The 12,663-nt window shown below is 68.7% G+C and carries 11 protein-coding genes; 7 read left to right on the top strand and 4 right to left on the bottom strand.

Annotated elements, in window-relative coordinates; translation table 11 throughout:
- Window positions 1-2 precede the first annotated feature (2 nt).
- The 3 genes from RIB45_RS03975 to RIB45_RS03965 are packed head-to-tail and all read left to right on the top strand — an operon-like array spanning window position 3 to window position 1,586.
- Window positions 3-1,028 carry a DUF6352 family protein gene (locus tag RIB45_RS03975; protein ID WP_350048925.1) on the top strand — a complete coding sequence of 342 codons (1,026 nt, stop codon included), beginning with the start codon at window positions 3-5 and terminating at the stop codon, window positions 1,026-1,028.
- Between the two features lie 26 nt (window positions 1,029-1,054).
- Window positions 1,055-1,261 (top strand): DUF6494 family protein, encoded by a 207-nt coding sequence (locus RIB45_RS03970; protein WP_350048924.1) that lies wholly within the window; start codon window positions 1,055-1,057, stop codon window positions 1,259-1,261.
- 10 nt (window positions 1,262-1,271) lie between these two features.
- Entirely contained in the window at window positions 1,272-1,586 is a 315-nt protein-coding gene (locus RIB45_RS03965) for a hypothetical protein (protein WP_350048923.1), read from the top strand.
- A 93-nt stretch (window positions 1,587-1,679) separates the two neighbouring features.
- On the opposite strand, the gene RIB45_RS03960 is transcribed toward RIB45_RS03965, so the two are convergent.
- A complete protein-coding gene (locus tag RIB45_RS03960) occupies window positions 1,680-2,339 on the bottom strand; it encodes a Crp/Fnr family transcriptional regulator (protein WP_350048922.1) in 660 nt (219 codons plus the stop codon).
- Window positions 2,340-2,508: 169 nt separating this feature from the next.
- On the opposite strand from RIB45_RS03960, the gene RIB45_RS03955 reads away from it, so the two are divergent.
- The 3 genes from RIB45_RS03955 to RIB45_RS03945 all read left to right on the top strand — a co-directional run bounded on the left by RIB45_RS03955 (window position 2,509) and on the right by RIB45_RS03945 (window position 6,349).
- Entirely contained in the window at window positions 2,509-4,386 is a 1,878-nt protein-coding gene (locus RIB45_RS03955; RefSeq protein ID WP_350048921.1) for an SLC13 family permease, read from the top strand.
- A 77-nt stretch (window positions 4,387-4,463) separates the two neighbouring features.
- Window positions 4,464-5,570: an amidoligase family protein gene (locus RIB45_RS03950; protein ID WP_350048920.1), complete on the top strand. Its 1,107-nt coding sequence runs from the start codon at window positions 4,464-4,466 to the stop codon at window positions 5,568-5,570.
- Entirely contained in the window at window positions 5,567-6,349 is a 783-nt protein-coding gene (locus RIB45_RS03945) for a gamma-glutamyl-gamma-aminobutyrate hydrolase family protein (RefSeq protein ID WP_350048919.1), read from the top strand. The genes RIB45_RS03950 and RIB45_RS03945 overlap by 4 nt, the downstream gene beginning before the upstream one ends.
- Window positions 6,350-6,678: 329 nt before the next feature.
- Here the strand turns inward: RIB45_RS03945 and dxs are convergent, their stop codons facing one another.
- Window positions 6,679-8,580: a 1-deoxy-D-xylulose-5-phosphate synthase gene (dxs, locus tag RIB45_RS03940; protein ID WP_350049089.1), complete on the bottom strand. Its 1,902-nt coding sequence runs from the start codon at window positions 8,578-8,580 to the stop codon at window positions 6,679-6,681.
- A 368-nt stretch (window positions 8,581-8,948) separates the two neighbouring features.
- On the bottom strand, window positions 8,949-9,368 hold the full coding sequence (locus tag RIB45_RS03935; protein WP_350048918.1) for a c-type cytochrome: 420 nt from the start codon (window positions 9,366-9,368) through the stop codon (window positions 8,949-8,951).
- A 607-nt stretch (window positions 9,369-9,975) separates the two neighbouring features.
- On the opposite strand from RIB45_RS03935, the gene RIB45_RS03930 reads away from it, so the two are divergent.
- The gene (locus RIB45_RS03930; protein ID WP_350048917.1) at window positions 9,976-11,568 is read left to right on the top strand and encodes a BCCT family transporter; all 1,593 of its coding nucleotides are present in this window, start codon (window positions 9,976-9,978) and stop codon (window positions 11,566-11,568) included.
- Window positions 11,569-11,722: 154 nt separating this feature from the next.
- On the opposite strand, the gene RIB45_RS03925 is transcribed toward RIB45_RS03930, so the two are convergent.
- The gene (locus tag RIB45_RS03925; RefSeq protein WP_350048916.1) at window positions 11,723-12,589 is read right to left on the bottom strand and encodes a phytanoyl-CoA dioxygenase family protein; all 867 of its coding nucleotides are present in this window, start codon (window positions 12,587-12,589) and stop codon (window positions 11,723-11,725) included.
- Between the last annotated feature and the right edge of the window lie 74 nt (window positions 12,590-12,663).

The following is a 12,663-nucleotide window of genomic DNA, read 5'->3' as shown; positions in this document are numbered from 1 at the left end:
GCATGAGCGCGCGCGCCGCGAAGGATTTCTGGGTCAGCGCCGGACACGGCCTGTTGACCCGGGGCGAGGAGGGCCGCCATCAGGTGACCGACGCCTTCCTGCGCGCCTATATGGAGCGCCCCGAAATTCGCCCGCCGGAAGAGGCGTGCGCGGCCGAACGCAGGCTTTATCAGCGGTTGCTCGACGATCCGCGCCGGGCGGTCGGCGAGGCCGACATCGACGCGCTGGCCGACCCGGACGCGCGCGAGAACTACCGTATTTTCCTCCCCTTCCGCGACCTGCTGATCGACAGCGAAAGCCTGGAGGCCGCCTATCGCCGGCTGGTGACCGATCCGCCGGGCCCGATCCCGCAGCTGTTCCTGGACCATCTGGTCCATGCGATCCTCCGCGGCGTGCTGGACGGGGTCGAGAACCCGCTGCAGGCGCGCGCCGGCGAGCTGTTCTTCCGCACCCAGCGTGCGACGATACAGGACGGCCGCATCATGCTGGGCGACGCCGAGACCGTCGAGCGGCTGGCGACGACGGGCGGCTTCGGGGATCTCGGACGGCTTTTGAAGGAGAGCGCCGCCCCGATGCGGGAGGTCGATCTGGACGTCCTGAGCGAGGAGACGGCCGCGGACTACTGGGATCGCTCGGACCGGTTCGACACTGTCCTCGACCTGACCTTCGCAGGCGCCGGTCTCGACGCGCTGTGCCGCGTCATGGAGAGATGGATCGGCCACTTCTTCCAGCTGCAGTGCCGCATTCATCCGGTGCAGTCGATCCGCGACGAACGCTGGGTCTGGCACACCGGACTGGACGCGGAGTCGAGCGCGCTCTTGAACGCCCTCTATCGCGGCGAGAACCCGGGAGACGAGGCGCCGGCGCGCCTGCTGTCGCTGTTCCGGCTGGAGATCAAGGACGAGGCCGCGGTGATCGAGCGCGTGCGCGGCCGGCCCGTCTATCTAGGCCTGTCGATGACGCCGGACAGGCTGGTGCGGATGAAGCCCCAGAACCTGCTGGTCAACCTGCCCCTCACCGCCGAGTGAGCGCGGACGAAAAAGGAGACGACGCGATGAACGAAGACGCCTTCAACATGAGCGTGCGCAAATTCCTGAAAAAGGTCGGCGTCACCTCGCAGCGCGAGATCGAACAGGCCGTGCGCGCGGCTGTGGAAGACGGGACGATCGATCCCGCCAAACCGCTGACCGCGAAAGTTCGGCTGACCGTCGACGGCGTGGATCTGGACGTCGAGATCGACGGCGCCCTCGAGCTGGAGTGAGCGCCGAGCCATGGCGCGCGTGCGGCAAAGCCGTCTCGACGGGCGTCCGGCCCGGCTGATCGCGCTCGGCCTGTTCTGCGCGGCGATCGCCTTTTTGCTGTGGTACGAGCGCGACAGGCTCTTCCCGCAGCCCGCCGACGCCGAGCCGACCGACCCGGCCGAGGCCGCCTATTTGGCGTGCCGGGAGGCGCGCTTCGACGACATCGACGGCATGAAGGCGGACGGGGTCGTCACCGACGCCCAGGTCGAGCTTTTCCGATCGCGCGCCGACGCGCTGTGCCGCGATCAGCACCCGCCGTCGGGTGGGAGCCTGCCGGGGAGCTGACCTCCTTCCTCTTTCGTTTAAGCCCTCGCGCATCGGGGGAAGCGCGGGGACGGCTGCGCCTATGCGCCGCCGTCTCGACTTTCAGGCGCCCGACTACCCCGGCGCCGCGCGCGCTTCCGCCCGCTCCCAGTTGGCGAGCAGGCGTTCGACGATCACGCGCATCAGATAGAGGCCGAACTTCGGATTCTGGTAGTAGAGCTGCAGCATCGCGCTGTTGGTCAGGCTGTAGAGCGTGCAGTCGGTGGCGCAGACGGCCGTGACGGTGCGCGCGCGCTCCGGGGTGAAGAAGGCGATCTCGCCGATCAGCGCGCCGTCGGAGAGCGCATGGTCGATCTCAACCAGCCGCACCGTGCCCGATCCGATCATGTACATCCGATCGGCGTCGTCGCCCTTGCGGAACAGCACGTCCCCCTCGGCGCGCGTCTCGGTGCGCATATAGGGCAGCAAGGCCTCCATCCCGAAGCTCTCGCCCTCATGCTCGCGCCGGATCGTCTTCACCAGACGCAGCATCTGGTAGAGCCGGAACGCGTTGAGCGGCAGCAGGATGGCGTGCAGCACCGCCGTCGGCCAGATCCCCGCGATCAACCCGAAAGTCAGGAACATCGCATTGCCGAAGACCGCCCCCAGGCGCAGCGGGATCATCGTCTTGCGATGCATGGCGGTCAGCGTGATCGCTCCCGCGATATAGCCGATCAAATCCACCCAGAACGGATGCTGGGCCTCGAACATCGGCTCGATCAAAAATTCCGGCATGGCGGTCGCTCCCCCTCCGCCGCGCGGATCTCGCGGCGCCTGAAGCGTGGAGCGGGCCCGCTTCGCCTGTCAACGCGCTTGGCCCGCCGCCGACGATGGGTCTAGGCTGGCGAGTCCTTAGCCGGCTTACCGCCTCCACGCCCTTGCGACGGAAAGGCCGCCCCGCCCCGTGACAGCCTTCAGCGCCGACCCCGCCCTTTTGCAGATGAGTCTGGTCTTCGCGGTCATCGCGGCGGCGCTGATCCTCTACGCAACGGAGAAACTGGCGCTCGAAGTCACCTCTCTGCTGGTCATCGTCACGCTGATGGCGTTGTTCCAGGCCTTGCCGGTGCGCGACGCGGACGGCGCGAACGCGTTGTCGCCGACGGTGCTGCTCAGCGGTTTCGCCAACCCCGCGCTGCTGACGGTGCTGGCGCTGCTGATCTTGGGAGAGGGGTTGAGCCGAACCGGCGCGCTCGACCGGGTGGCGATCCTGGTGCATCAGTTGTCGCGCGGCTCGGCGCTGTTGAGCTTCGCGGTAGCGCTGCTGCTGGTGGCGGGGACCAGCGCCGTGCTCAACAACATCCCCGTTGTGGTGATCTTCATCCCGATCATGCAGGCGTTGGCCGTGCGCAACGACCGCGCGGCGGCGCGTTACATGATGCCGCTCAGCTTCGCCGCGATCCTGGGCGGCATGACGACGCTGATCGGCTCGTCGACCAACCTGCTTGTCTCGAGCGCGCTGATGAAGATGGGCGAACAGGGCTTCGACTTTTTCAGCTTCACGGTCCCCGGTCTGGTCGTGGCGGGCGTCGGGCTGGTCTATGTGATTTTCGCGCTGCCGCGGCTGATGCCGGATCGGCGCACGACCGGCGTCTCCTTGCGCGCCCAGGCGGCGCGCCAGTTCAAGGCGCAGATCTCGGTCGAGCCAGGCGACCGCTTCGACGCCATGCGGCCGGTCAGCGGCTTCTTCCCCGAACTGCCCGGCGTCACCGTGCTGTCGATCGAGCGCGGGGCGGAGACCTTCCTGCCGCCCTATGAGGAAGATCTGGCGCTGGCGCCCGGCGACGTTCTGGTGATCGCCGCCACGCGCGAGCGGCTGACCGAGCTGTTCCAATCGACCCCGCACAGCCTTCGGCCCAGCCTCGCCGCCGACCGGGAGGCGGGGGCGGAGGATGCGGCGGTCGCCGATACGGCGCCCTGGCTGCAGGCCGGCCAGTCATTGGCCGAGGTGATGGTGCCGCCCAACTCCCGCCTCGTAGGGTTGACGTTGGATCGCGCCGGCTTCCGCTACCGCCACGGCTGCGCAGTGCTGGGGGTGGAGCGACGCAGCCGCATGATGCGCCGGCGCCTGGTCGACATCGCGCTGGAGGCCGGCGACATCCTGCTGATCCAAGGGCGGCGCAACGAAATCGACGCCCTGCGCGGCAGCCAGGAAGTGGTGCTGATGGAATGGTCGGCGGAAGATCTGCCGCAGGCGCATCTGGCCCAGCGCGCCGCCGCGATCTTCCTTGCCGTCGTCGGCTGCGCGGCGAGCGGGCTGGTTCCGACCGAGGTGGCCGCGCTCGGCGGGGCGACGGCGATGATTCTGTTCGGCGTCGTCAGCCTGGACGAGGCGGTGCGCGCGATCGACCGCAAGATCATCCTGCTGATCGCGGCGGCGCTGGCGCTGGGGCTGGCGATGCAGCGCACGGGCGGGGCGGATTTTCTGGCCGAAGGCATGCTGGCGTTGGTGGGCGACGCGTCGACGCCGGTCGTGCTGTCGGCCTTCTTTCTGCTGGTCGCCGTGCTGGCGAACGTGCTGTCGACCAAGGCGACCGCCGTCCTGTTCACGCCGATCGCCGCGTCGGTCGCCCATCACGTCGACGCGCCGGTGGAGGCTTTCGCCGTCGCCGTGGTGTTCGCCGCCAATTGCTCCTTCGCAAGCCCCGTCGGCTACCAGACGAACCTGTTGGTGATGGCGCCCGGCGGCTATCGCTTCCTGGATTTCGTCAAGGCGGGCTCGCCGCTGTTGATCCTGTGCTGGCTCGCCTTCAGCTTGTTCGCGCCGGTGTGGTTCGATCTGTGATCCGGCGCCGGCGCGCGGCTGGACACGGCGGCGCGCCGCCCCATCTGCAAGAGGTCACGAGGGGAGCGAGATGGACAATGACTGAGACCGAGAGGCCCGAGGACGCCCCGCGCCGCCGCAGCGACGCCGTCGAGCAGGCGGTCGCGGGATCGGAGGCGCTGGCCCCGCCGAGACCGACGCGCGAGGAGGGCGCCCGCGCCGGCGAGCCCCGCCGCGTCGGCGTAGAAATCGAATGCGTCGCCCTGGACGTGGCCCGCGGGGCGGAGTTGGTCCAGGCGCATTTCGGGGGGTCGATCCGCCAGGAGGATCCCTACCGTTTCGTGATCGAGGGGGCGAAGCACGGCGATTTCACGGTCGAACTCGACACCAAATACGCCCACCCCAGCCCGCGCTGGGACAGCGTCGACGTCGAGGGCGAGTGGCTCGCCGATCTGGTCGGACTGCTGCGCGACCTCGACCGCGGGGCGAGCGAGCTGATCGGGCGCGTCTCCGAAGATTTCGTGCCGATGGAGATCGTCAGCCCGCCGATCCCTTGGGACGATCTGGGCTCGCTCTCGCCGCTCTACCGCTCGATCCGCGATGCGGGCGCGACGGGCACGGACGAAGGAGCGCTTTACGCGCTCGGCCTGCATCTCAACCCGGAAGTGGCGGAGCTTGAGTCCGGTTGGATCGCCGCCGTCCTGCGGGCCTACATGATGACCAGCGCGTGGCTGCGCCGCTCGATCGACATCGACCTGACGCGCCGCCTTCTGCCCTATATCGACCCGTTCCCGCGCAGCTACGCCAAGCGGGTCGTCGATCCGGGCTACGCGCCGAACATGACGACGCTGATCGACGATTATCTGGCCGAGAACGCGACGCGCAACCGCGAGCTCGACATGCTGCCGATCTTCGCCGAAGTGGAGGAGGCGCGCGTGCGCCGGGCGGTCAAGGACGACCGCATCAGCGCGCGCCCCGCCTTCCACTACCGCCTCCCCAACACCCGCTTCACCGAGGCGGAGGACGGCCCGGTCGCCGAATGGAACCGGTGGGTGCTGGTCGAGCGGCTGGCGGCCGACCGCGCGGTCGCTGAGGAAATGGCGGCGGCTTACCTCGACCATTACGACGCGCTGGTCCCCAGCGACTGGACCGGCGAGGACTGGGCCGAGAAGTCTGAGCGCTTCTTGCGCCGGTTGATCGGATGACGTCGGCCGTGCGCCGCCTGTTCCGCCGCAACAAGCCGCTGATCGGCGTCACCGGATCGCGCCGCGGCGGCTGGACGGCGTGGGCGTTCCACAAGTTGGCGATCTGGCGCGCCGGCGGGCGCGCCGTACGCCTCACGCCGCGCCGGCTGCCGACGCTGGAGGGGGTGGCCGCGAAGCTCGACGGGTTGATCGTCGGCGGCGGCGACGACATCGGCCCCGGCCTCTACGGCGGGCTGATCGAGCCGGAGGTGCGCCTCGACCCGGAGCGCGACGAGCTGGAGCTCAAGCTGCTCGACCTGTTCGCGCCGACCGGCCGGCCGGTGCTGGGCGTCTGCCGCGGGGCGCAGATGATCAACGCCCATCTGGGGGGCACGCTGGTCTCCGACATCTACGCCGCCTTCGACGACGTGCCGAAGATGCGCACGCCGCTGCCGGCCAAGCACGTCACCTTCGAGCCGGACAGCCGCCTGCGCGCCATCCTGGGCCGCGAGGTGTGCAAGGTGAACAGCCTGCACCATCAGGCCGTCGACCGGATGGGCCGGGGCCTGCGCGTCGTCGGGCGCGACCGCTGGGGCGTCGTGCAGGCGATAGAAGGGATCGGCGGGCGCTTCCTGATCGGCGTGCAATGGCACCCGGAGTTCCTCGTCTTCACCCCGGCCCAACAACGCCTCTACCGCAGCCTCGTAGCCGCCTCGGCGGCCGAAACCACCGGCGCCGAGCCCGACGACATCGCCACCTCCGCCCTCGACCTGCGCGCGGAGGAGCGCGCGGCGGGGTGAGGGCGTGGGCGCCGCGCCCCCTCACCCGCCGGAAACGCATCGCCTGAGGCCCCCGCCTTCGCGGGGGCGCCGCGACCCATCATGCAGGAGTCCCCGCGCAGGCGGGGACCTTCTCGGGCGCGCTCACCCGCCGAAAACGGGCGGCCTGAGGCCCCCGCCTTCGCGGGGGCGCCGCGACCCATCATGCAGGAGGCCCCGCGCAGGCGGGGACCTTCTCGGGCGCGCTCACCCGCCGAAAACGGGCGGCCTGAGGCCCCCGCCTTCGCTGGGGGGCGCCGCAGCCCTTCATGCAGGAGTCCCCGCGCAGGCGGGGACCTTCTCGGGCGCGCTCAGCCCGCCGTCAGTTCCGCCAGGGTCTCGACCGGGCGGCCCAACGCCGCCAGCACGCGGGCGGCGAGCGCGTCGGCGTCGAGGCCGGCCTGGGCCAGTTGCGCGGCGGGGCTGGCGTGTTCGATGAAGCGGTCGGGCAGATGGCAGGGGCGCACGCGGCCAACCGCCTCGCCCAGCCCCTGGCGCACAAGGCTGTCGATCACCTGGGCGGAGAAGCCCCCGATCGCGCCCTCCTCCAGCGTCAGGACGAGCTTGTGCTCCTCGGCCAAGAGCTTGACCAGCCGGTCGTCGATCGGCTTGGCGAAGCGCGCGTCGGCGACGGTGATCTCGACCCCCGTCTCAGCGAGGCGCGCGGCGGCGGCCTCAGCGTCGGCGAGGCGGGCGCCGTAGGAGAGGATCGCGATCTCGCGGCCCTCCCGGATCACCCGGCCGCGGCCGATCTCGAGCGGGGTTCCGCGGTTGGGCAGCGGCGCGCCCGTCCCCTCGCCGCGCGGAAAGCGCACGGCGGACGGGCGGTCGTCGATGGCCGCGGCGGTGGCGACCATGTGCTTCAGTTCCGCCTCGTCGGCCGGGGCCATCAGCACGAAGCCGGGCAGGCAGCCGAGATAGGCGATATCGTAGCTGCCCTGATGGGTCACGCCGTCGGCGCCCACCATGCCGGCGCGGTCGATGGCGAAGCGCACCGGCAATTGCTGGATCGCCACGTCATGCACGATCTGATCGTAGGCGCGTTGCAAGAAGGTCGAGTAGATCGCGGCGAACGGCCGAAAGCCCTCGCAGGCGAGGCCGGCGCAGAAGGTCACCGCATGCTGTTCGGCGATGCCGGCGTCGTAGCAGCGATCCGGATGGGCGGCGCCGAACTTGTCGAGGCCGGTGCCCGACGGCATGGCGGCGGTGATCGCGACGATGCGCGGGTCCTCGTCCGCCTCCTGGATCAGGCTTTCGGCGAAGACGCTGGTGTAGCTGGGCGCCTTGGGCGGGCTTTTGTGCTGCTGGCCGGTCGCGGCGTCGAACTTGGCGACGCCGTGATAGCAGTCGGCCGCCGCCTCGGCCGGCGCGTAGCCCTTGCCCTTGACGGTCAGCGCGTGGATCAGGATCGGGCCGCCCGCGGGTCCGCGGCAATGGTCGCGAGCGCGTTCCAGCACCGCCGCCATCTCATCGACGTCGTGGCCGTCGAACGGGCCGCAATAGGCGAAGCCGAGATCGTCGAACAGCGTCGGCCGGCCGGCGAAAGAGGGCGGCGGGCCGTCAGCGGCGGCGAGCGCCGCGAGGCGCTCGGCCTTCTCCGGGCGGCGCGCGCGCAGATCGCGCAAATGCCGGCTGAGCGCGCCCGACGGCGGCGCGATCGACATGTCGTTGTCGTTCAGGATGACAATCAGCGGTCGGCCGCTGGCGCCGGCGTTGTTCAGCCCCTCATAGGCCATGCCGCCCGACATCGCCCCGTCGCCGACGATGGCGACGACGGCGTTGCCGCGGCCTTCGTAGTCGCGCGCGGCCGCAAAACCGAGAGCGGCCGAAATGGCGGTCGAGCTGTGCGCGGCGCCGAACGGGTCGTAGACGCTCTCGCGCCGGCTGGTGAATCCGGCCGGACCGCCGTCCTGGCGCATGGCGCGCATCGCCTGGCGCCGGCCTGTCAGGATCTTGTGCGGATAGCACTGATGGCTGACGTCCCAGATCAGCTTGTCGTCGGGCGTGTCGAAGACCCAGTGCAGCGCCGTCGTCAGCTCGACCACGCCCAGGCCCGCGCCCAGATGGCCGCCGACGCCGGAGACGATCTCGATCATCTCGGCGCGCACCTCTCCGGCGACCTGGGCCAGCGCCGCGCGCGGCAGACGGCGCAGGTCGCTTGGCGCGTCAATCCCGTCGAGCAGCCGCGGCGCGCGGCCCGCGCCGGGCGTCATCGCCGCGCCGCTCAGCAGCTTGGCCTTGGGGTGGTGCATGTTCATGGCGCTGGCCTCCAGACCGCTCGTCCCTGTCTTTCGGACCCGTCTGCGCGTCGGCCCCCGCGAGAAGTTCGCGGCCCCGATGCGTCCCGTCGGCGCGCCTTAGTCTCTGGCGTCTTCGTCCGGCGCACGGCCGACCGACGAGATGGACCCAGGACGCCATTAAAACCCGGCGGAGGCCGACCTGTAAACAATTGTTTACGTCAGAAATACTTGACACTTCCAAGGCGCGCTCGACGCGCTCTCGAAACGCGCCCGCGAAAAAGAAACGGCGGCGCCCCGTGAAAAGGGCGCCGCCGCTGCGGCTCGCTATAGGATCGGGCTGCTTAGCCGCCGTTGCCGCCATGCGAGGCGACGTAGTCCACGACCGTGGCCGCATCGCCCTCGTCGCGCAGACGATAGGTCATTTTGGTGCGGCCCTGCGGGTCGCCGCCGTTCTCCTCAATGAAAGCTTCCAGGAAGCCCTGCGGATCCGGGAGATAGGCGGCCATATTCTCTTTCGTCCAGACCAGACCGAGTTCGCCGGCCTGGCTGTTGATCTTCGAATAACGATAACCGTCGGCCGTGCCGGCGGCGCGCCCGACCACGCCGTACAGCGAGGGTCCGACTTTGTGCTTGCCTTCCTCCAGCGCATGGCAGGCCATGCAGCGCTTGAACAGCGTCTCTCCGTCCTGAGCGACAGCGGCCGCGTTGCCGGAGACGAGCGCCGCGCCGAACGCCGCGGCCATCATCACAGTGCGTTTCATACCCATTAGTCCCCTTGTCATTCAGCCTAAGAAATCGGCTTGCGTCGCTCCACTTAGTGCGGCGCCGGCGGACGTCCAGGCGTTTAAGACCTCCGCCGTCGGCATATTAACCGGCCCGCCCCAGCCTCGCACCCCTCGTTTCCAGCCTTGATGCGGCGAAATAATGGCGCTGGCGGCGCATACGGCCAAACCGGCGCCGCAAATCGAAAAAGTCCTTCGGCGACCGGCCTATACCATAGTGCGCGGATTGCGGGTGCGGCGCGCATCGCTCTTGGCCCTGTATAGCCGTGTCGACGCGTGGATGTTCCGAACCCGCGGTCTGTATTCGGATAATGGCGGAGCGGATCTGCGCCGCACATTCCGAGATAATTAGGGAAAAACGATCCGACTTTATCTTGTCGTCTTGCGGCGGCGATCTAGAGCGGGCTCGTTTGCATTACATGGCGGATCGCGCTAACTATTGGGCGCGCCTGTGAAATCGTCGACCCGGGACACCGGGATACGCGAGAACGCCGCCGCAGGACCGATGGGGATTCCAGGTCGGAACGGTCCCGCAGCGCAACGAAGCGATAACCAACCATAACGTACGGGGGAGGATGCTTCCGATATGAGCGACGCACAAGATAAGGCGAATCTATACGAGACCGACTACGAGATCGGTCAGGACAATCTCAAGAAATGGGGGATGGACGTCCATCACCCGGTGTTCTGGATCGCCGCCGGCTTGGTGCTGGTCTTCGTGATCGGCACGCTGGTCGCGCCGACCCAGGCGAAGGAGATGCTGGACGGCGCCAAGTGGTGGTCGATCGCCCAGTTCGATTGGCTGTTCATGATCGCGGGCAACCTGTTCGTGATCTTCAGTCTCGTCTTGATCGTCCTGCCGGTCGGCAAGATTCGGCTGGGCGGCGACAACGCGAAGCCTGAGTTCAGCTATTTCTCCTGGTTCGCGATGCTGTTCGCGGCCGGCATGGGCATCGGCCTGATGTTCTGGTCGGTGGCGGAGCCGACGGCCTACTACACCGGCTGGTACGAGACGCCGCTGGGCGTCGAAGCCAACACGCCGGAGGCGATCGGCAAGGCGATGAGCGCCACCATGTTCCACTGGGGCCTTCACCCGTGGGCGATCTATGCGGTGGTCGCGCTGTCGCTCGCCTTCTTCAGCTACAACAAAGGGCTGCCGCTCACCATCCGGTCGGCCTTCTATCCGCTGATCAAGGACCACAGCTGGGGGCCGTTCGGTCACATGATCGACACGGTCGCGGTCGTGGCCACGCTGTTCGGTCTCGCCACCTCGCTCGGCTTCGGCGCGCAACAGGCGGCCGGCGGCATCGACTACCTCATGGGCGGCGAAGGCGGCGGCTCGATGGGGCTGCAGATCGCCATCATCATAGGCGTCACCTGCGTGGCGTTGATCTCGGTGATCCGCGGCCTCGACGGCGGCGTTAAGCTGCTGTCCAACATCAACATGGGCCTCGCCGGTCTGCTGCTGCTGTTCGTGATGATCGTCGGGCCGACGGCCTACATCTTCACGACGATGGGCCAGACCGCGGTCGGCTACGTCACCGACATCTTCTCTTACAGCAACTGGATCGGCCGCGAGGACGAGGCTTGGTTCCAGGGCTGGACCATCTTCTACTGGGCCTGGTGGATCTCCTGGTCGCCGTTCGTCGGCATGTTCATCGCGCGCGTCTCCTACGGCCGCACGGTGCGGGAGTTCATCACCGCGGTGCTGCTGGTCCCGACGATCGTCACGCTGGTGTGGATGAGCGTCTTCGGCGGCTCGGCCCTCGATCAGGTGATCAACGGCGTGGGCGAACTGGCCGGCGGCCTGGGCGCGGTCGAGCTGGCGATGTTCCAGATGCTGGAGAACCTTCCGATGGCGGCGATCACGTCCGGCATCGGGGTCATCCTGGTGCTGGTCTTCTTCATCACCTCGTCCGACTCCGGCTCGCTCGTGATCGACGCGATCACGGCCGGCGGCAAGGTCGACGCCCCGGTGGTGCAGCGGATCTTCTGGGTTGTGATCGAAGGCGTGGTTGCTGCGGCGCTGCTCTTCGGCGGCGGCGCGGACGCGCTGACCGCCCTTCAGGCGGCGGCGATCACGGTGGGCCTGCCGTTTACGGTGGTGCTGATCGTGATGTGCCTGTGCCTCTATCTCGGCCTGAAGCACGAGAAGGACTACGTCTCCGAAGTCGCCTGATCGCGACCGACGGACGTCGAGACGCGAACGCCCCCGCCGCAGGATCGCGGCGGGGGCGTTTGCTTTGCGGGGCGCCTGCCTGGCGGGAACGAGCTGGCGGGAACGGGCTGGCGGGAACGGGCTGGCGAGGACGGGCTGGCGAGGACGGGCGCGCTTAAGCCTCGACCGCGGTCTGCTGGTCGAAGAAGGACGCGGTGGAGGGCAGCTCCGGGGCCTGCATCTCGAAGGGGATGGAGCGGATGCGGCCCGTGCGCTCGCCCGCGACAAGCAGCCCCTCATAGCCGTTCGGCATCGGGTTGGGGCTGAGCGGCCGGGCGTCCTCTGCCGAATAGACGCAGATGAACAGGGTGCGCGGGGCGCTCGAAAGATTGGGCGCGCTGCCGTGCAGAAGTCGCGTGTGCATCAGGCAGACCGAGCCCGCCGGCCCGGCGCAGCGTACGGCGCGGCCGGCCGCTTCCTCGGCGACGGCGTCCTCCACCGCCCCGACGAATCGACCGTCGCGCCACAGCCCGTGCAACGGGCCGCGATGCGAGCCGGGAACGACTTCAAGCGGCCCGTTCTCGTCCGTCACGTCGTCGACCATCAACAGCGCGGTCACCACGTCGTCGTTGGAGTGCGGGGTGAACAGGAAATCCTGATGCCATTTCACCTCGGTCTTCGCGCCCGGCAGCTTGGCGTTGATTTTCGAATGATGGAACGTGACGTTCGGCCCGATCAGATCCGCGACCAAGCGCGTCATCCGGCTTTCCGCCATCGCGCGATAGTAGGCGTGCGAGACCTCCACCGGCGCATTGACGCGCCGCAGGCCCGAGCGCGCCGGCGAATGATCGGGATCCAGATCGAAGCGCGGCTTGCCGTTGATCGTCTCGCCGAAGGGCGCCTGATGGGAAAGGCTCTCTGCGGTCCAGCCTGCGAAATCGGCCTTCAGCGCGGCCAGCAGATCCGCATCGACGGCGTCCGCGACCAGCAGATATCCGTCGCGCCTAAAGGCCTCGCGCTGCGCCTCGCTCAATCCCGACATCGCTCGCTCCCGTTTCATCCCAGCCAGGCGAGCCTAGCAAGAGAGGGGAGCGGGGCGAAGGGCTTTCCCGCCCG

This window comes from Marivibrio sp. (genome assembly GCF_040218065.1).
In the GTDB taxonomy this organism is placed as follows: Bacteria; Pseudomonadota; Alphaproteobacteria; order UBA8366; family Aestuariispiraceae; genus Marivibrio.
Note: the sequence above shows the minus strand (reverse complement) of the source record. Positions and strands in the feature narration are given on the sequence as shown.